Source organism: Halalkalibacter alkalisediminis (genome assembly GCF_028610705.1).
Lineage (GTDB): Bacteria > Bacillota > Bacilli > Bacillales > Bacillaceae_D > Halalkalibacter > Halalkalibacter alkalisediminis.
Map to the genome: position 1 here is coordinate 166,772 of NZ_JAQQWT010000002.1, position 20,075 is coordinate 186,846.

Consider the following 20,075-nt stretch of genomic DNA (forward strand, 5'->3'; position numbering starts at 1 on the left):
TGGTGAAAGGTAAACCTTAGTTTTATTGGACAAGTCTATCACCTTCTTTCATTTTAACTTTGGCAGGAGTACCAACAGCTGTACAATTAGCAGGAATATGATTAATTACCGTTGCGCCAGCTCCGATAATTGACCATTCACCAATTCTCACATTAGGAATAATGGTAGCTCCAGCACCTACATGAACACCTTCTTCAATTTGAACAGAACCGGTTAACGTTGCATTCGGTGAGATATGAACAAAATTGTCAATGTGATTATCATGTTCGATTACTGATCCGGTGTTAATAATTGAGTGATGACCAATCCGTGTAGAAGCATTTATGACTGCGTTAGGCATAATAACTGAGCCACATCCTATTTGAGCGCTAGGACTGAAGCAGGCTGTCGGATGTACTATGGTCATATACTTTTCATTTGGTAAAGCCATCCTTTGAACAATTGATTTCCTAATGTGATTATCCCCAATTCCTACAACAAATTTTATATCCTCGAAATATTCAACTAATTTTTTAGTTGATTTTATAGGTCCCACATACATGCCATCAATGTTATTGAAATTGTTGTATTTATCATCTAAGTATCCGATAACTTCCATATCTTGATTTGAGCTAACAAGATCATGTATAACTTTGCTATGCCCGCCTTGACCAATAATAACGACCTTCATTCATGACCACCACCCGCTTTGGTGTTTACCCCATTAAAGCGTTCCATTGTAGCATTTCCAGGTTGACTTATCCCTTCTGACTTAAATACTTTGTAGACAGTTAATAAGAGTATTTTCAAATCAAGAAGAAACGATTGATTCTTCACATACCAAACATCTAATTCGAACTTCTCTTCCCATGAGATTGCATTTCGACCATTTACCTGAGCCCAACCAGTTATACCAGGCCTGACCTCATGTCGTTTGCTTTGTTCTTTTGTATATAACGGAAGATACTCCATTAATAACGGTCTAGGTCCAACTAAACTAATATCGCCTTTGATAACGTTTAAGAGTTGTGGAAATTCATCTAAACTATACTTTCTTAGTAACAGTCCAAAAGAAGTTAACCGTATATCGTCTGGCATTAACTCACCATTTGAATCTGTCTCACCTGTCATCGTTCTGAATTTATAAAGGTAAAATGGGCTGCCCTTTAATCCAGGACGTTCTTGTTTAAAAATAATAGGCTTACCAAGCTTAATTCTAATTAATATAGCAAGACAAAATATAATAGGTGATAATAACAATACTAAAGACAACGAACCAAATAAATCAAAAGCTCTTTTCAGATTCATCACCGCTTTCAACTAAAATGAAATTTTACTTATTATGTATTTTTCGTATCTGCGTCTTGCATTGCTTCTAGCACGCCTTGTTTAATGTCTTTTATTAAATCTAGTGCTTTCAAATCTTCTGTTTCCTCTCCCTTTGTATAAATGTTCATTAGAATGGTTTGTAATTGTTCTAGACTTAACTTCTCGGAAATATTCATTTTCTGACGCCTTTCTATTATATAAATCAAAGATTTATGTAATTGCTTTTATAGAACATGTTTAAAGCAATAACATGTTCATAATAAAAATAAATAAAATAACAACCTAATATACCAAAGTAAACTATTTTTTGGTCTTTTTCTGCAAATAGCTTTACAATCCAAGAAACAAGAATTAACTGGTATAACCCGAAGTAAATAGAGAAACGAGCGAATATCCAATTTTGTGTCGAAATAATCATAAATAGTAGGCTCAATACCGACATATTAACGATAACGTCACTTTTAGGATATATTTCTTTTAGTTTGTCTCTCCCTATAAATGCAAGCATAACCGGGGCTGCTGAAACTGCAACTCTAAGGAAATTTGCTCCTCCTTCTTGAAAATCACTGTACCCACCATACTGAGTATCTTCAATGGCTTTGAATAGCAAATCCATAAATTGATTAAAGCCCATTACAATTAGAATTGATAAGAAAAGCAAAAGAAATGTAACCTTTGACCAAGCAGGACTCCTAACAATGAAGTAAATTGGAATTAATATCAGAGCAGTTTGATGAATGGTTGATGCCAGAAGTACAACTAGTAGGTACTTCTTAAAATCCCCATTAATAATAAATTTTGTTGCAGCAAATACAATTGCAGCAGCTAAATACTGTCGAATCCCATTCATTGATACTAAAAAATAACCGATCGTTATATAGACATATAAGCTTAACTCAAACATTCGAGAATAATGATATAATGTCATGCCTATAAGAATATTAGTTAAAACTGCTGTTGTAAGTATCATTATTTGTGGATCTCTTGAAACTTGCTGTAAAAGCATTTGTAAGATATTAAAACCAAAGTCTCCAGTAAAGTCGATTGTTTCCCAAGTAATATCGAATTCTCGATAAGAGTGCATATAATAATAAGTGTCACCAACGTTATTTCGAAGACCTGATACCAATATTAATGTTGTTAATGCCAAAAAAGCAAAAAATTTGTTAGCGTTAAATTGAGCTGGAATTAATTCGGTCTGCTTACCGATATACCTTGCGAATAGCGACAACGCATAAACTAAAGATAGATTTATGTAAAATACAGTCATATGCGTTCTCCTCTCCCAAAGTATATCTATGCATTACTATTTTTTAGAATCGTTACTTTATTTGTATTTTTAATGTATAAGTACAAACACAATCCAATAGGACTAGCCAGTATGGTAGTCACCTTACATGGCGATTCTATTACAAACCTTTTATTTTTAATCATCAAATTACTCGACACATAATGGATTGATTCTCTTAATCTATCCTTAAAAGTTGGTGCATGTTTCATTGCTACTTTTCGAAAATAGGAAAATCCATGGGGATTATTTTTGTATTGCTTAATAATATTCATACTCGATCCATCCTCTAAATACTCCACATGGCAAAGAACCTCATTCATGACGAGTAGAGGCTGAATTTGATCAATTAAAATGTATTTATAGCTGAGTGGGCAGTACTTTTCATCCTTAAATAATGGATAAGGTGGTGTTCTCTTAGTTAATTCAGTCCGGTAAACAATTTTTTTATCTCCTTTTACTTTATGAACCCCGTATAACCTTGTAAGAGTAGACTCCTTTATTTGCTCTGGTAGCCTTGTTCCGATAATTTCTCCATCTCGAGTTGCATCCAACCCAACAATTCCTGCATAGGAGTCATTTCCATTTTCTCTCCAGAAGCATAAGATCTTTTCAACTGCTTCATCTGACATATAATCATCTGAGTCAATGCAAACATTTAATTCTGTCTCAATTAATTCATAAGCAGTATTATGTGCCCCGTGCATTCCTTGATTCTCTTGATAATGATAATGGATTGTAATTTCCCCTTCTAACATCCATTTTTCAATAAGTTGTTTTGTTTCATCTGTTGAGCCATCATCAATGATTAGCCATATGAAATCTTTAACGGTTTGTCTCTTCAAACTTTCATAACAAAGATGTAGACAATATGCTCGATTGAATGTAGGTGTAAAAATAGTTAAACTCGGATTCATACTGTTCCTCCATTAATTAGCTTGCTTTGTAAGTTGAATTTGACCGGAATAAAAGCCATATAGCCAGTCTGCCATGGTAACTGTATCGTAACCATTTTTTCTTAATTTCTCCGATGTATCCTTATGATCATAAGTTGAAGTAAGAATCACTTGAGCCCAAAATTTTGGTGACTTATTTAAGCTTACAAACTCAATTCTCTCAGTTACATCTGATTCAGAAGTGATTGAGTCTGAAACAATACATTTTAAACCAGCCGCTTGTGCTTCAACTAAAACAACTGGTAAACCTTCAAATAAAGAAGGGAATAAAAACAAGTCGAAGCCATGCATAATAGTTGAAATGTCTTCTCTAACACCCAAAAACAAAACCTGATCGGTTATACCTAACTCTGATGCTTTTTTTTCAATTGATGGACGTAAGTGCCCTTCGCCTACTAGTACGAGAACAGCGTTTGTTTGTTGTTCGTGGACAGCTTTAAAGATATCGATTAAAAAATCATGATTTTTTTGTTTGTTGAATCGACCAATGTGACCAATGACCAACTTATCATCTATCTTTAACTTTTTTCTTATTTGATTACGAGCTGATTGATTAAATTTAAATTCATTTACGTTAACAGCGTTATTTAAAACCAAATGCCTTGTTGAATTTGAAATTTCTTTTCCAAACAGCCATTCTCCAGCTTTTTGTGAGCAGGAAAAATAATCAGTAGGATGATTTTTCATTACATTTCTGGCATAGATTCGAAAAGGTAACTTGATGTCTATAGCCAAATCACTGAGATGACTGTGAGCAATTCGACATGGGACATTTGCTTTGTTTGCAGCTCTTAAAACAAAACTACTATTTTCGTTAATATGGGAATGTACTACTTTGTACTCAAAATGAGAAGAAAAGAACTCATCAAGTAGTCTGAAGTATCTTTTATAATTCCCTGGCCGAATTTGAGGCATTCGATAAATATTACCACCAAGCTTTAAAATTTCATCATCATAATGCCCTTCTTCATTCCGGTGCACCATAAAATCAAATTGAATTTTTGTTCGATCCATTTGACGGTAATAGTTCATTAACATCGTTTCAAGCCCACCACGATTCATAATGGTGACAACTTGTAAGATTCTAATTGGCTCCACTATAATCCCCCTATCTTACGACCTTTCTTAACCACTCAATGCTCATAAGTAATAAAAAGAAACTAAGTGCCTTCCTTGTTTTCGCACAAAAATAGAACATTCTCCATAATAGCGAGAAATGTTGCAGATCAAAATGTTCAAAAGATCGTTTAATTGTTCTGTGATTTAAGATTGTATCTAAGTTTCTTATTTTAACTAAAATAGAAGATTGATTTGCTTTGCTAATTTCATTTAAACCTAGACCTAAAGTATTTAGACAGATCCTATTATTTAATGCCTCATAATACTGATCATTCAAGTCATTTTCTTCTAGGAACGATTCGATCTCAGAGAAAAGAGTTGACCATTTTTCAATTAGTTCAGTTTTATAACCAGTAGTAACTGAATTTTCATTTACTCTCCAATAATGATAATAAGGTTTATTAGTAAAAACAAACTTATTTGCATAATAAAATGCTTGAATATTAAAAAGAGAGTCTTCATTCGTTCCAATTTTATTTAAATCAGTGAACACAATGTGATTTTCCTTAATAACTTCAGTGCGATAGATTTTAGACCAAACGGTACCCCAAGCATCAAGTAACTCAGGATTAGCAATTTCTTCATTTAGAGGTCCAATTAGTCTTCTCATCATCTTAAGCTGTACCTCTTCATTGGTGTAAGTTACTTTTTCAGGAAGAGGGAAGTTCTTTACTTTTGAATGTTTCCCAAACTCTCTAGTATAAGAACACATTGAAATATCAGCATTTTCGACCAAAACCATTTGATACAATTGTTCATACATGTGTTCGTCTACCCAGTCGTCAGGATCAACAAAGCCAATATAGCTTCCTCTTACTTTCTCAAGGCCTTTATTTCGAGCAGAGGATACACCCCCATTTTCTTTATCTATAACAATAATACGTTCATCTTGTTTAGCATACTCTTTAAGAATTAGTAGGCTATTGTCAGTTGAACCATCGTTTACCGCTATAATTTCAATGTCTCTTAAGCGTTGTGATACTAAGCTATCAAGACATCTTTTAAGGTACTTTTCTACATTATAAATAGGCACGATGATACTGACTTTTGGGTTCATTTTGTTCCTCCATATAACTTGAGTAAATCACATTTAATTCTTTCGTTGTCTGTTGTAAACTGTACTTCTTTACTACTTCAAGACTACCTACGCTAAGTTTAGTTAGAAGTTCCTTAGATTTATAAAGTTCTTTTAAATGGTCTGCAAATAATTGAATGTCTTCAGGATAGATTGTAAATCCATTTATTTGGTTCTTGATTAACTCTGAATGCCCGCGATTCTCACTCGCCACCACCGGCAACCCACAAGCCATCGCTTCCATAATGTTAACTGGTAACCCTTCTCTTAAGCTAGATGCCACCGCAATATCACAGGCTGGCAACAGTAGATCTATATCCTTCCGAAACCCTAAAAAGTCAATTTGTTCTATCACTTGCAGAGAGCGAGCCAGGTCCTTACATTCACCCATCAAAGCTCCTTCACCAGCAAGTAAAAGACGAGCTTTTGGAAGCTCGTCTTTTACCATTGCAAGTGCTCTTATAAGAAGTTGTTGATTCTTGTTTTTGTTAAACTCAGCTGCATAGAACATAAGAAAATCTTCTTGACTAAAGCCTAATTTTATACGTTCTTCCTTTTTTTTGTCCTCACCAATCGGCTTAAACCGTTCGGTGTCAATACCTACACCATGAACATGTTCAATTTCCATTGCCTTAAACCGATGTTTTGTAGCTAGGTAGAAATCCTCTGAATTAATCGTGATTAAGCTATCCGTGTATCTAGCTAAAAAACTCTCAATAGGATAGTAGACTAGCCAATTCATCAAAGGGGCTCCTTTACAAAAATGAAAACCATGAGCCGTATAAATTACTTTCGTCCCTTTGTTTCTCGACTGGCGAGCTGCCAATCTTGCAAGCACACCTCCAAGTGGAGTATGACAATGAATCATATCATATTGATTTCCGTCTATAATTCTCTTCAGTTCGCTGTATGCTTTCACATTCGCTAGATTAAATGGCGATCGTTCAATCGGAATATCGAACTTCTTATCAGTAAAAGGCAAGTCAATCGTTCCTGAAGCCGCCACATGAACGTCCCACCCCTGTTCCTTAAACCATTTCATATAAGGTAGATGAAAGGCTTTGAAATGATAATCAACGGTTGCACAAAATAAGATTTTTTTCGCCACTGTTTTCACCATTCCTTGCCTATTTAATGAATTCTTTTTCCATTACTTTGGATAGGTACTCTAGTAAGTCGTATTTTAAATCATCACGCTGAAGCGCAAATTCAATCGTTGTTTGAATGAAGCCCATTTTTTCCCCAACGTCATATCGTGTACCCTCAAAGTCGTAAGCGTATACGGCTTCGATTAAATTTAATGCGGCAATCGCGTCCGTTAATTGAATTTCTCCACCAGCACCAGGTTCTTGATTCCCTAAAATATCAAAGATTTTTGGACTAAGAATATAGCGTCCGAGTATCGCGAGGTTTGACGGTGCATCTTCTAACTTCGGCTTTTCAACCAAACTATTTACATTATAAAAGCGATCCCCCATTACCTTTCCATCAACGATCCCATATCTTGAAACATCTTCATCTCTTACCGTTTGGACACCTAGAACGGAAGCTTTATAGCGATCATATTGTTCGATCAGTTGTTTTAAACATGGTTTCTCTGCTCGGACAATATCATCGCCTAATAAAACGGCAAATGGTTCGTTGCCGATAAATTTACGAGCACACCAGATCGCGTGACCTAGTCCCTTAGGTTCTTTTTGACGAATATAATGAATGTCTACAAGTTTTGAAGATTTTTGGACTTCATTAAAAAGCTCGATTTTCCCTTTACTTAGTAGGTTTTGTTCAAGTTCAAAAGAGTTATCGAAATGATCTTCAATCGCTCGTTTCCCTTTTCCTGTTACAATGATAATGTCTTCAATTCCTGATTCAACTGCTTCCTCAACAATGTATTGAATCGTTGGTTTATCAACGATTGGTAGCATTTCCTTAGGCATAGCTTTGGTAGCTGGTAGAAATCTTGTTCCTAGTCCCGCTGCGGGGATAATGGCTTTTTTTACTTTCATGCGCTAAGCACTCCTTTAATTAACTTGGTATAGAAAGAACTTTTTCTTCGATTACTTTTCTATTTGCTAAGTCCACTAATGTACTGGCTAATGTTTCTTTATCCTGAATATCATAGGTAAGGATGATCTTTTCAATTTCTTCTAAGAAAATATGCGATGTCTTTCCAATATAAATCTTCGGAAAGATTTGCTTATCATGTACTTCGTTATCATTTAATAACTCTTCAAACAGTTTCTCTCCAGGTCGCATTCCGCTATATTCAATCCCAATTTCATCAATGGAATTACCTGAGAGCTTGATTAAATTTCTAGCTAGATCTACAATTTTCACAGGTTCTCCCATATCCAGAACGAAGGTTTCTCCCCCTCTTGCCAAACTTCCCGCTTGAATGACTAATCTTGATGCTTCGGGAATGGTCATGAAATATCTGACCATATCAGGGTGAGTAACGGTGACTGGTCCACCTTTTTGAATTTGCTTTTTAAAAAGTGGTATGACACTACCACGGCTACCTAATACATTTCCAAATCGTACGGCAATGAATTTTGTCTTGCTCATTTGATCCATATTTTGAATAATCATTTCAGATAATCGCTTTGTTGCTCCCATTACGCTTGTTGGATTTACAGCTTTATCGGATGAGATCATGACGAATGTATTAACTTCATTCCAATCAGCTGCCTTTGCCACATTCATCGTACCAATCATATTGTTTTTAACGGCTTCTTCTGGATTTCGTTCCATTAAAGGAACATGCTTGTGCGCTGCAGCATGATAGACGACATCAGGTTGATGAGCTTCCATAATGACATTCATTTTTTGCAAATCTTGAATATCTGCTATTTCCGTAACAAATTGAATGGTTGAGTGTTTATATGTTTCTTTTAGCTCAATTTCAATTGAATAAATGCTATTTTCGCCATGTCCTAATAAGATGAGCTTCATAGGATTGAATTGAGCGACCTGCCTGCAAATTTCAGAGCCGATTGAGCCTCCTGCACCTGTCACAAGTACGACCTTATTCGTAATGGAGTCTGAAATGCCATCGAAATCTAACTCAACTGGTTCTCTACCTAATAAATCTTCTACTTGGACATCCCTAAATTGATTGACCGATACTTTCCCAGTTACTAAGTCTTCTAGCATCGGAAGGATTTTTGTTTTCGCTTTTGTTTTCGCACATTCATTGAAAATCATGTTTAATTCTTTTTTATTTAATGAAGGAATTGAAATGATGATGTTATCAATCTTAAAGTCATTAACTGTTTGTTCAATCTGTTCAATCCCACCTACTACAGGAATTCCCAAAATATCTAAGTTATGTTTGCGTTCATTATCATCAATAAAGGCAACTGCTAGTAACTCTGCTTCATTGCTATTTTGCAATTGTCTTGCCACCATCGTTCCTGCAGCACCTGCACCCACGATTAATGTCCGTTTTTTGTTTTCGTTCTTTGTTATGTATGTATCTCGGACAACACGCCACCAAAAACGTGATCCTCCGATAAAAAACATATGGAGCATCCATGTAGCGGCTAGTAATCGCATAAATATTCCTTGTGCCACAACCTGTTGAACCAATGCTGCAATAAGAATGGAGAACGTTACTATTTTTAGAATAATAATAAGTTCTCCTATGCTTGCATACTCCCACGCCTTTTTGTAAAGCTTGTAATAAAATGAAAATACATGATGACAAATTAATAAAGTGCTTGCCGTAATAATAAGTGTTGAACTTAGTACTAAGTAACGATCATAGACAAGTAGGTTACTTAAAAAGATTGTGGTTAAAATAAAAAGTGAATCAACAAAGATTAATAATGAAAGTCTCTGGTGATACGCCACCTGATCTCCCCCTTTCTGTTAAAGTCGTAGTGTCCTTCTTTCAATTGCATTATCGATCAATTTTTTTATTTCTTCCAACTGTTCTTTTGGAGCATCCTGTTTTATATAGCGAACAGCTTTTTTTATCGATTTAGGATATTTATCCAAATTCATTCTAATCACTCCTTTTTTAAACAACTTTAACCATGCGGCTTTTAAAACCACATGGTTAAAATGTTTAAAAAAAATAATGGGCATTTAACCCTTCCTCACACCACACTATTGATGACTAGCATCTAAGGTTGTTTCAACCCACAGCATGACCGAGTACCTCCATAGATAATGGCAAGGAGATATCGCCAATTACAGTTTTAGTTCTTAATAAAGAACAAATAATTCAAAAAAAAATATCCTTTTTAATTTTCTTTAGATCTTTAACTTTCTTAAGATCGGATTTGTTCGTTTCCCATTCAGAATGACACCTAATAAATTGGCGTGAACCATGACTAATGACTTTTTTGCCTCTAATGCTAATGCATCTTCTGTTTTTCCGTTTCGAACGACTAGAATCACGCCATCACAAAGACTTGCCATAATTTTTGAATCATTTTCCTCCAGTACTGGTGGTACGTCAATTAGGACATAATCGTATAGCTCTTTTGCTTTATCTAGTAGTTGCTCTAACAAAACGGATCGGAATAATTTCTCCGAGTTATTAGGGATGGGACCACTGGTGACAACTCCAATTCTCCCGAATTCAGTTTGGTTCAGTGTTTCCTCTAGTGCTTTTTGACCTATTAAGACATTGGTTAAACCGATTGTGTTTTTTATTTTAAAAATTTGGTGAATGGAAGGATTCCTAATATTTGCATCAATAATCAATACCTTTTTACTATTTTGAGCTAACGAGATAGCTAAATTAGCTGTTGTGATTGATTTCCCTTCACCATACGTTGGAGACGTAATCATGATCGAACGGTAATTATTTTCAAAAGATGCAAACTCAATGTTCTCTCTGATAGTATCGTATTCATCTGCTACGATGGAATGAAGGTTTTTGTTTATCGTCATGTAGCTTCTTTTTCTAAGAACCAATTGTATCACCCCTTAAAGCAGGATTCGTTTTTTTGCCTTTATTCAACTCTACTGTTCTCTTATTCATTTTAGAGACTGTTCCAAGTACAGGAAGCTCTAGTAATTTCTCCACTTGTCTAGCTGAACGAAGACGGTTATCCAGACTATCTAGTAGGAAAATAAATCCAATTCCAATTATGATTCCTGCAGCGAAACCTAACTTTATTATTCGGTTGCTAGCCGGATTAATCGGCCAAGGATTTTCTATAACTTGGGCTTCTGCAAAAATATCAACGCTGTGAAAGTCTAAGATGTTTGCTACTTCTCTTTTATATACTGCAGCTACTGTGTTTGCAATTATGGTTGCTTGCTCGTGACTTTGATCTCGAGCAGTTATGGTAACAATTCGTGAGCTATCGATTCTCCCTACTGAAATCTGATTACTTAAACCTTGAGCAGAACGTTCCATTCCCAGCTCCTCTATTACAGCTTGCATAATAGGTGGTTCTTTAATGATAACTATTAGGGTGTCAAATAATTTCGAGTCTTCACTAATCATGATTCTTGCTGTCGATTCATAAATCGGTACAGGTTTATTTAGTTGATTGTAAGCGGCAGCTGCTCCTGTAGTGATCATCGTGATTAAGACAAGAATCCATAACCGTTTTTTTATGATATTAAAGATCTTTTTAATTTCAATTTCTTTCCCACTTCTCGGTTCCATCTGTTCACCTGCCTGTTTTATTCTGTTCTTTATAAAGTACGATAAAAATCAAAAAAATAGACCTGAACTTGTTTAAGAACTAGAACTTCCGAACTGCATAAATTACTCACATAAATTAACTTATTTGATAGTTTTATTTTAGTTCTTTATAAAGAACGTGTCAATGAGTTATTTGAAATTCCCCGAAAATTTTTAGTGAATAGAACAGTTTGTTGTCAACCATCTTATTTTACAGAGAATTATTTTATCACATTCGTCCGTTATAAAATATAATGTTAAATGATGTGAATAAAAAATACTTTTAAACTTTTCAATCGAAAAAAAGTTCAAAAGTATTAGGTAGTCTATCTCACATTCAAATAGCACTTCTTTTGCATTCGCTTTAGTGTACTTTGTTATTAGAACTGTAGTCGAGTAATCATGTTCTCACTCAGAAATGGGCCCATATAGTTTTAATACAGCTTTCGCATCGACAAAGCCCCATGTGACCGTTCCATCTGTTTCAATTCCTGAAGTATGGTTAGGAGCTATACTTCCACTTGTACCTTCTACAGTACACTTATATACCTTGTTATTAGCATGGACCAATTGGCCTTTTGTGTAAAGAGTATTTGTAGTCCATTGGTATTTATTTGCCTCTCCAGCAGAGGTACAGATCCACCCTACGTATCCACCAGGAATAGGACTTGCATTGTTTATCACTTTCCCTAATGAAAAATAGCCACTTTCAGGTTCTTTATTATTATGCGTAATGGGATCGTAACCAATATAAATTCCTTCATCTTCTTGTGGGAGGTTTATATTCTCAAATTTATTTTCTACTGAAATAAAATTTATCATGCTATTTTTGTTACTGTAATAGGATAAACTTAGGTTGTTACCCTCGCTTGAATATTTAATATTACATCTTTTTAAAGACATTATCACAATGGACCTGACTACAGTAAATCCATTCAAAATTAAGTGTTCGAAACTTGAGTTTGTGATTTCTATATTACACTTTTCAAGTTCCACATTTCCATAGCCAGCTGATCTGTTTATTTCTGTTGCTACAAGTACATTAACTGTTCTTACGATGAATTCACAGTCATTAGCAATAAAAGATGGATGTTCATTATCTGTGTTGATATTTCCTACTCTGATCGTACTATCAAAAAATTTACTTTTTCTTACCTCAACTAATCGTTGTTTCATACCAAATAGGTGGTTATCTACCCTACAGTTGATAAACTTACAGTCATGAAAAATAACCTTTTCTCTTGTAGTAGTATCATTCCTTGTTCTATTATTCAGTATTAGGTTATTATAAACACACCCTATTTGCTCATAAGACCTAACTGTTATTTCCCTTCGTTGTCCTTTCGCCTCCATTATACACCCTTCTAGCCTATTAACAGTTATCCAACCGGTTCCAGAATAATACGAAGAGTACCGTATATTATTATTCTTAAAAACTGACAAATCTGTGTTTGACATCGTTATAATAGAAGGGTCTACAAATGTATTCCCCATTACTAATACATCATATCCTGATCCACTTAATTGTGTATTCCCCCCGTGCATACTGTTATTTGTAATGTGGACATGAGCATTTTGAATATGCGCAGTCATCAAGCCTATTGTGTTTCCGCAGTTATAAATAAAATTCCCCTGAATATTCGCATATACAGTAGTGTAAATATTAATGGCTATAGAATCTACATTATATATATGATTATTTTCAATTAGGATTGAGTAACATCCTGCTAATATGCCATGATTCGTGTTATAAATGATGTTATTCCTAATAACACAATTATCTCCGTAAGAATCTTCTTGATTAATACCATACCTAGTAGGATCATTAAATTGAGGTTTTCCATCTAAGAAGTTCTTTCCGTTATCTCGTATCACATTATTTTGTACAACATTGTAACTTCCCCCTAATGTGATCCCCCCTCTATGGCCATTAAAAACTTCATTGTGTTCTACCTTGTTATGGTGCGGTGCTAACCCCCATCGTATCGTAACATTCATATTTTTTAATGGATTGGTTTCATTATTAAATACAAGCCTTAATTTTCTGGCTCCTACTGGTATAGAAATAGGTGTATAGATCTTTCTCCTTGTAAGTGGCCCGATATAAGTGTTGTCTTCTTTATAGAAGAACACACTTACTTCCCTAGTGGTAATTGAAGTTTGACGTGCAAACCCAAATCCAGCTATTAAAAATGATGTATATCCTTCATTCGGTATCGAAATAAACCCTGATGTTAGGGTGTTCGCAGAAGGGGTTAGGTTACCAGTTGATTGATCTACAGTATTTTTTGAAAGATTCATATTAAACTCTGTTAAAGTTCTAGGAGATTCACTAGTAAATGTAATATTATCGCCCATATAATCTCTTACAACACAATGTTTGATCGAACTATGATTGGTACCTCTCGTAAATACAACCCCATAAGTGTGCTCTTGTGCCCTCTCAGCACTTACAGCGAAGCTTCTATCGTCCCTACAACCTATGATCGTTCCACCAACTAAGCGTGAATTCGTAACGTTATCCAATGTAATGCTATTACCTTTAAAGTTGTAGTAGTCCGTGCCGGTTCTAGTGTCAAACGGAGACTTACGATCTGAGTCATAGATTACTTTTAACGTTGATCCGTTTAGGTGGAACACCATATGACTGCGTAAATTTATCGTTTTAGGATAGCATAACGCATACTTTCCTCTAGGCAGCACTACATCAGTAAAACCATTTTCTGATGCGTATTGCAAAGCGCTGTTAATCCCTTGTATATTTTGATCAGCCATGAAATAATCAGCGTCTTGATACGGTTTACTTGGTATGCCTTCCGTTATCCCCCATCGCTCTAATTCGATAACATATGCGTTTGATAGGTTGCTAGGACCATCATTATCATTATCTGATAGACTCACAGCTTTCCATATACCACCAGTGTATGAAAGTACAACTCCTTCATTAACAGCAGACACATCTACATCACTTAACCCATCTAAAGTTGTTACACCACTGTCTTCAGAATCGGGCAATGCTTTCGAAACAAATTTCTGTGTCGTAGAATCATACAGGAGAGCATGGCCATTTGTTTTGTTGGTCGTATCGACATCTGTAATATCTATTAACTTATGCTCATGGTTGACATCAGCCTTAGTTTGTAAAGCGTTATTGTACTCATCTACATCACTTTTATCAGCCTTTTTTGCTAGTTTATTAGCAAGTTCACTATTAGTTACCAAGTCCTCTATATCATCTCGATTGAATTTTGAATCTAAGCTTGCTTGTAATCCGGTTACTTCTTCTATTCTGTGTTCATGATCATGATCAGACTTGGCACTTAATGCTTGAATGAATTCTTCAATACTAACTAAATCAGCTAAAGCTTCTGTATTTGCTTTTTCAGACAATAAATTAGTCAAGTCCTCAATGCTAATTAACCCTTCTAAGTCTTTCAGATTAGCTTTACTTGAAAGAGAGTCATTTAATTTATCGTTGCTTACAAGATTTTGTAAATCATCTGTCGTAGCCATAGAATCTAATAGGTCTTTTATAGTAGAATCGTCGTAAACTTTAATGTCTGTCCCGTCAACTTTTATATATCCATTGGCTGTTGACGCCTTTACATCAGAACCAGGTTCAGATGGTACATTCATAAGTTTATTGCCAGATAATGTTCCAATATATAATTCATGCGTATCTATACAAAATCCAAATTCCCCTATATCCAATGTAGTCAATTCAGCTTTCAGTCCTTGTTTCACTTGAATTTTGGCCATTAGTTAACCCTCCGTTAATTGTATTAGTGTATTCTACTTGTTAAACCTCACTCCGATAGTTGCTTTATATCTCAGAGTCAAATTCACCATCAGTATCCGTTGTTTAACACTTTGGTATCTCGTTTTTCGTCAGCAAGCTTCATATAAAATTTCATATCACTCTCATAACCCTTCGCTCAAGTGAAGAATTGCCACCTGACATTTGATTATGGACATTTGAATTTTGGTCATTATTCCTTCTTTAACGCGCATATATACGATTCTTCCAATAAAATAAGAACTACGACTGCTGCCACATTTCATATCCGATCCAGATGACAAATTAAGTCCTAACCCTCATTTGCAATAATTTGCCCACCAGTAACTACAGCCATCCAAAACTTCCGGGACTTCCACTTACTCATTCTTCTCACCTCCCTATTTATATGAAAAGACAAGTTCTTTCGCTTGTGCATTGCCCTATTGGAAAACAAATAAAAAAACACTGTGGATTTTCATTCTTTTTAAGACAGGAAAAAAGAGTCAACACTGTGCGCTGACTCATTACATGGCTTCTTTAAGTTAAAATATGTAATTTATTTATAGGACAATAGGGATTATCCATTGAGTACTAGTCAATCGATCTATTACGTTCTCCGACTTATGGGCAATTAACACATAGAGCTTAAGCTACCAGTTAACAAACCAATTCGATAATTAGAAAAAGAATCACATTCTTATTTTGATGTTTGTTCACTTATGTTGCATTATCCTAGTTTAAATACCAAGAATACCCAGAATTTTCAATAACCTCATTATGTGCAAAGAAAAAGTCCTTTAAAATGGATTAAGTCAGGTGGTAACCCGTCCAAATCCACTAAAAAAGGACCAATTTATAGATAAGATTACACGCAAAACTTCATTTGGACAATGGTTTTCACCAATTAATCTTCATGTTTTTGAAGAAAATTTGAAAACAATGAAATTAGATCGCTATACGAAAGAATTAGCGACAGATATTTTCTTGAAATTATTACTTTTTGCGCAGCTCCAATAAATCAAAAGTCTACACGCGTTGGGAGATTCCCTATTTGATGACCAGTTTCAAAAAGGCCTTGATCTTGATTCAATCAGCATTTCACAGCTGTCACGTCAATTAAACGGCATGAATCCGGATATCTTCCAGCTTCTTTTCCTTGAGTTAGTATCCCAAATTCGTATAAAAACGCATGCTACCAAACTCATGATGTCCTTAAAAGTCATCGATCCAAACACATTTCCACTCAATTTGCCGAATCATTGGTGGGCAAAATTCCGCAAGACAAAGGCGGGTGTAAATTTACATCTGCGCCTTGTATTTATGGAAAAAGGAACATCTTATCCAGAAAAAGCCGTGCTGACAACCGCGAAAGAACATGATCGTGGCCAACTTGAAGTACTGGTAGATGACAAGAAATGCATGTATGTGTTTCACCGTTTCTATCTTGATTACGAACGTTTTGACCGCATGACAGATGAAGGTTATTTTTTATAAGCGAATGGGCGATTTACAATCAAGTGTTTATTGCACTGATCGTCTTTCACCTCCATGTTCTCGTGCAACTCGAAACGAAAAGTAAGCGTAAAATCTTGCAAATTAGTCGTTATTTAAGGGCTGCATTATGGAAGCTGATCTACTTGGCTTCGGAAAATTGGGGGATATCGATCCCTTAGCAAACAAAGTATTGTCGTCCAGTCAAATTGTAAATATACCCCACATGGATAGAGCCACTTTTGTTTGGGTATTAACTTTTTCGCTCTCTAATTATATGGAATAAGTGTTATAGAGTTTTAAAACTTTACTGTACTTCTGTGTTAGTTGACTTCGCGAACATTCTAATCAAGAACGGTAATAAAATCAATAACGCCAACACCCTCGCCATTTGAAACGTCGCTACCATCGCCGCATCCATCTTCAATGTAGCTGCTGTAGAGGCCATTTCTGCAGCTCCAGCTGGAACAATACCTAATAAACTTGTGAACCAATCAATCGGTGTTAACACAAAGAAGATCGTTGCAAGTCCAAGGCTCACAATAAAATAAATGAATAATGTAACAGCACTTATCGCCCCTATACTCTTCAACTGTAAGAGTGACTCTTTGTCAAAACGTATGCCAATAATGGCTCCCATAATTGCTTGTGCTACACCTGTCACCACTACCGGGACTTCGATCGTTGGAAATAAGAGATAGGCTAAAAAGCCTAATCCAATCGCAAAAAGTAAAGATGAACCTGGAAACTGTAATCGTTGACTCAAGAAAAGTGTCGCGAGCATGATGGCTAGTAAGGTAAGGATCGCCCAAAGAGCTTGAGTCAACGGAAACCCATTTGAAGCATTTGTATGTATGAATGGTGCATTTAATCCGACGACCAAAGGGATTACGAGTACAAACAAGGTAATCCTTGTCGTATGGAATGCTGCTACGATTTGTTCGTTCGCTCCATATTTGTGACTTAGAGCAATTACTTCAGATGCTCCTCCTGGTAAACAGCAAAAAAACGCCGTGTTACTATTTAAATTAGAAAAATGTTTTAAGAATTTTCCTAATAAAACTCCTCCTATGATGGTGATGAGGAGAGTTAAAAGAAACGGAAAAAGCAAAGCTTGATAATTTAAAAATTGTTCAGGTCTTAGCATTAACCCAATGTTGGCTCCAATCAACGCTAAAGCGATTTTAAACAGTTTGTTTGGGAGGTATATTTTAATAATAAAAAAGGAACTAATCATTTCTGCGAACATGGACCCTAGTAGCCAACCAGCCGGAACGTTCAGCCATGAAAAGAGGCCGCCTGAAAGAACAGCTAGTAAAATATAAATACTTTTTTTTATCAAGTGACCGCCTTCTTTTATTTTATAATGAGAATTTAATATTCTTTCGTGTATCTAATAGTATACCATCGTTTTAATATTATGAAAAATCGATATCTTCTTTATTTATATTTTCTACTAATGATTGTTTAGTGGTATATTTATAGTAAGTTAAATTGGAGGTGGATTTATATGAGTACCATTTCTATTTTAGGTGATTACGAGTATGTCTATGTGGAGTCGGAATATTATGCTGCTTTAAAAAAAGCTGGTCATGACATTAAGATCCATCATGAGGAACTTAAAAACGATCTGGAGATCATTGATGAAATACACGATGCTGAGGTAGTTGTGTTGATGCGCGAACGTACTCATTTAAATAAAAACGTTTTATCTAATGCGCCTAACCTTTCCCTTATCTCCCAAACGGGAAAAGGTCTCAATCATCTTGATCAAGAGTTTGCTGAAAAACAAGGTATTGAAATTCGAACAACTGAGGGAGTCTCTTCTCAATCGGTTGTCGAGTTAACGATTGGAATGATGATTGGGTGTGCACGACAGTTTTCCGTTCATCAACTTTATATGAGAGAAGCATTATGGGAGCAAACGCCTGGCTTTGAATTAAAAGGAAAACGGCTTGGTTTGATTGGTTTTGGTCATATTGGGAAAGGCGTTAGCCAAATAGCCAACAGCATTGGGATGGATGTGGTAGCTTGGAGACCACGAGGTGACAAAGCAAATGAACAGGAAGATTATCAGGTTCGAATTCTGAGTTTAGAAGAAGTTCTTTCAACGTCTGATGTTGTTTCCATTCACTTGCGGTTGCTTCCAGAATTCCGTCAGTTTTTAAACCGAGATCGACTCCGGCTGTTGAAAAAAGGTGCCATATTAATCAATACGTCTAGAGGTGAGCTTGTTGATGAACAGGCAATAGCTACCTTGCTTGAAAATCATCACCTTCTAGGTGCTGGGATTGATACGTTCACAACTGAACCTCTTACAGATAATCCTTTTAAAAATAGTACAAATACCATTTTAACGCCTCATATTGGCTATGTAACATACGACGTCTTGCAACGCTTTGCTGATGCTTCTTTGAAAAATGTTATTGATTGGTATAACATAAATGATCAGGTCTCACCTCCTTTTTAGTTAGGAGGTTTTTTATTATGTTTATTCGCCCTTTTTAACGTGAACAAGTTCCTTCAATCTTCTTCAACCTTATACTAATATAAACAGGAAAAGGAGGTCCTGCTATATGGAAAAAGTAAGAAAAGCGATTATTCCTGCGGCAGGATTGGGGACAAGAAGCCTACCTATTACAAAAGTGCTTCCAAAAGAGATGTTCCCAATCGGCGGAAAACCTGCCATTCATTATATAGTTGAGGAAGCAATAGCTGCTGGAATCGAAGAGATCTTAATCGTGCTTTCAAGAAGTAAAACGATGATTATGGATTATTTTGATCGTTCATTAGAACTGGAAGCTTTTTTAGAAAAGAAAAACAAATCACATTTGCTCGAGAAAATTGTAATTCCTGAAGTTAAGCTTTTTTATACAAGACAACCTTATGCTAGGGGTCTTGGTGATGCTATTCTTCAAGGCAAAGAATTTGTCGGTGACGAGCCATTTGCCGTATTACTACCAGATGATATTTATCTATATGATCAGTTTTCACCATTAGCAGAATTGATCGATTTAAATAGCGCGACAAGTCCAAATGTTTTAGCGTTGAAAAAGGTACCATTTGAGGCACTGAAAAAATATGGCGTTGTCAAAAATACAGAACTATCATCCGACGTACATCACATTACAGGCATTGTGGAAAAACCAGAAAGCCAACCTCCTTCTGATTTAGCCGTCATTGGACGTTACGTTCTTTCCTCTGATATATTTTCCATTTTAGAAAAGCTCAGTCCAGGAGTTGGTGGTGAAATCCAGTTAACCGATGCGATTGCCGAGTTAATAAAAACTCAAGCGTGCTTAGGCAAGGTCATTTCATCTGAGCGTTTTGATATTGGGGTAGAAGATGAGTATGTAGCACTGGTACAAAGAATCCATTTGTAGCTATTAAGACTAGGTAAATGGTCGTTTGCC

The 20,075-nt window shown here is 35.6% G+C and carries 17 protein-coding genes and 1 pseudogene; 3 read left to right on the forward strand and 15 right to left on the reverse strand.

Annotation, left to right across the window (positions count from 1 at the left end):
* Window positions 1-22 precede the first annotated feature (22 nt).
* From PQ474_RS03295 to PQ474_RS03360, 14 genes are all read right to left on the reverse strand, one after another.
* Window positions 23-670, reverse strand: a complete 648-nt coding sequence (locus PQ474_RS03295) for an acetyltransferase (protein WP_273840535.1) — start codon at window positions 668-670, stop codon at window positions 23-25.
* Entirely contained in the window at window positions 667-1,281 is a 615-nt protein-coding gene (locus tag PQ474_RS03300; protein WP_273840913.1) for a sugar transferase, read from the reverse strand. The genes PQ474_RS03295 and PQ474_RS03300 overlap by 4 nt, the downstream gene beginning before the upstream one ends.
* Window positions 1,282-1,319: 38 nt before the next feature.
* Window positions 1,320-1,484, reverse strand: coding sequence for a YwzD family small protein (locus PQ474_RS03305; protein ID WP_273840536.1), 165 nt, complete (start codon window positions 1,482-1,484; stop codon window positions 1,320-1,322).
* A gap of 26 nt (window positions 1,485-1,510) precedes the next feature.
* A complete protein-coding gene (locus PQ474_RS03310) occupies window positions 1,511-2,578 on the reverse strand; it encodes an EpsG family protein (protein WP_273840537.1) in 1,068 nt (355 codons plus the stop codon).
* A gap of 26 nt (window positions 2,579-2,604) precedes the next feature.
* Window positions 2,605-3,513 carry a glycosyltransferase family 2 protein gene (locus tag PQ474_RS03315; protein ID WP_273840541.1) on the reverse strand — a complete coding sequence of 303 codons (909 nt, stop codon included), beginning with the start codon at window positions 3,511-3,513 and terminating at the stop codon, window positions 2,605-2,607.
* 12 nt (window positions 3,514-3,525) lie between these two features.
* Entirely contained in the window at window positions 3,526-4,650 is a 1,125-nt protein-coding gene (locus tag PQ474_RS03320) for a glycosyltransferase family 1 protein (protein WP_273840543.1), read from the reverse strand.
* Window positions 4,651-4,660: 10 nt separating this feature from the next.
* Window positions 4,661-5,728, reverse strand: coding sequence for a glycosyltransferase (locus PQ474_RS03325; RefSeq protein WP_273840545.1), 1,068 nt, complete (start codon window positions 5,726-5,728; stop codon window positions 4,661-4,663).
* The gene (locus tag PQ474_RS03330) at window positions 5,691-6,854 is read right to left on the reverse strand and encodes a glycosyltransferase family 4 protein (protein WP_273840547.1); all 1,164 of its coding nucleotides are present in this window, start codon (window positions 6,852-6,854) and stop codon (window positions 5,691-5,693) included. The genes PQ474_RS03325 and PQ474_RS03330 overlap by 38 nt, the downstream gene beginning before the upstream one ends.
* 19 nt (window positions 6,855-6,873) lie before the next feature.
* Window positions 6,874-7,752 carry a UTP--glucose-1-phosphate uridylyltransferase GalU gene (galU, locus tag PQ474_RS03335; protein WP_273840548.1) on the reverse strand — a complete coding sequence of 293 codons (879 nt, stop codon included), beginning with the start codon at window positions 7,750-7,752 and terminating at the stop codon, window positions 6,874-6,876.
* Window positions 7,753-7,771: 19 nt separating this feature from the next.
* Window positions 7,772-9,598: a polysaccharide biosynthesis protein gene (locus PQ474_RS03340; RefSeq protein WP_273840550.1), complete on the reverse strand. Its 1,827-nt coding sequence runs from the start codon at window positions 9,596-9,598 to the stop codon at window positions 7,772-7,774.
* An 18-nt stretch (window positions 9,599-9,616) separates the two neighbouring features.
* Window positions 9,617-9,751 (reverse strand): hypothetical protein, encoded by a 135-nt coding sequence (locus tag PQ474_RS03345; RefSeq protein WP_273840551.1) that lies wholly within the window; start codon window positions 9,749-9,751, stop codon window positions 9,617-9,619.
* Between the two features lie 252 nt (window positions 9,752-10,003).
* On the reverse strand, window positions 10,004-10,672 hold the full coding sequence (locus PQ474_RS03350; RefSeq protein WP_273840555.1) for a CpsD/CapB family tyrosine-protein kinase: 669 nt from the start codon (window positions 10,670-10,672) through the stop codon (window positions 10,004-10,006).
* Window positions 10,662-11,375 (reverse strand): YveK family protein, encoded by a 714-nt coding sequence (locus PQ474_RS03355; protein ID WP_273840556.1) that lies wholly within the window; start codon window positions 11,373-11,375, stop codon window positions 10,662-10,664. Before PQ474_RS03355 ends, PQ474_RS03350 begins: the two co-directional genes overlap by 11 nt.
* A gap of 426 nt (window positions 11,376-11,801) precedes the next feature.
* The gene (locus tag PQ474_RS03360; protein ID WP_475690580.1) at window positions 11,802-15,113 is read right to left on the reverse strand and encodes a right-handed parallel beta-helix repeat-containing protein; all 3,312 of its coding nucleotides are present in this window, start codon (window positions 15,111-15,113) and stop codon (window positions 11,802-11,804) included.
* A gap of 913 nt (window positions 15,114-16,026) precedes the next feature.
* On the opposite strand from PQ474_RS03360, the pseudogene PQ474_RS03365 reads away from it, so the two are divergent.
* Window positions 16,027-16,896: pseudogene (locus PQ474_RS03365) on the forward strand (DUF4372 domain-containing protein).
* A 73-nt stretch (window positions 16,897-16,969) separates the two neighbouring features.
* Here PQ474_RS03365 and PQ474_RS03370 read toward each other — a convergent pair.
* A complete protein-coding gene (locus tag PQ474_RS03370; RefSeq protein WP_273840560.1) occupies window positions 16,970-18,004 on the reverse strand; it encodes an AbrB family transcriptional regulator in 1,035 nt (344 codons plus the stop codon).
* A gap of 168 nt (window positions 18,005-18,172) precedes the next feature.
* Between PQ474_RS03370 and PQ474_RS03375 the strand changes: the two genes are divergently transcribed.
* Window positions 18,173-19,132 (forward strand): NAD(P)-dependent oxidoreductase, encoded by a 960-nt coding sequence (locus PQ474_RS03375; RefSeq protein ID WP_273840562.1) that lies wholly within the window; start codon window positions 18,173-18,175, stop codon window positions 19,130-19,132.
* A 106-nt stretch (window positions 19,133-19,238) separates the two neighbouring features.
* The gene (locus PQ474_RS03380; protein WP_273840564.1) at window positions 19,239-20,045 is read left to right on the forward strand and encodes a UTP--glucose-1-phosphate uridylyltransferase; all 807 of its coding nucleotides are present in this window, start codon (window positions 19,239-19,241) and stop codon (window positions 20,043-20,045) included.
* Window positions 20,046-20,075 lie beyond the last annotated feature (30 nt).

Coding starts and splice junctions, on each gene's coding strand:
- PQ474_RS03325 (WP_273840545.1), bottom strand. CDS start 5,728: ATGAACCCAAAAGTCAGTATCATCGTGCCTATTTATAATGTAGAAAAG.
- PQ474_RS03305 (WP_273840536.1), bottom strand. CDS start 1,484: ATGAATATTTCCGAGAAGTTAAGTCTAGAACAATTACAAACCATTCTA.
- PQ474_RS03310 (WP_273840537.1), bottom strand. CDS start 2,578: ATGACTGTATTTTACATAAATCTATCTTTAGTTTATGCGTTGTCGCTA.
- PQ474_RS03345 (WP_273840551.1), bottom strand. CDS start 9,751: ATGAATTTGGATAAATATCCTAAATCGATAAAAAAAGCTGTTCGCTAT.
- PQ474_RS03380 (WP_273840564.1), top strand. CDS start 19,239: ATGGAAAAAGTAAGAAAAGCGATTATTCCTGCGGCAGGATTGGGGACA.
- PQ474_RS03375 (WP_273840562.1), top strand. CDS start 18,173: ATGAGTACCATTTCTATTTTAGGTGATTACGAGTATGTCTATGTGGAG.
- PQ474_RS03315 (WP_273840541.1), bottom strand. CDS start 3,513: ATGAATCCGAGTTTAACTATTTTTACACCTACATTCAATCGAGCATAT.
- PQ474_RS03355 (WP_273840556.1), bottom strand. CDS start 11,375: ATGGAACCGAGAAGTGGGAAAGAAATTGAAATTAAAAAGATCTTTAAT.
- PQ474_RS03295 (WP_273840535.1), bottom strand. CDS start 670: ATGAAGGTCGTTATTATTGGTCAAGGCGGGCATAGCAAAGTTATACAT.
- galU (WP_273840548.1), bottom strand. CDS start 7,752: ATGAAAGTAAAAAAAGCCATTATCCCCGCAGCGGGACTAGGAACAAGA.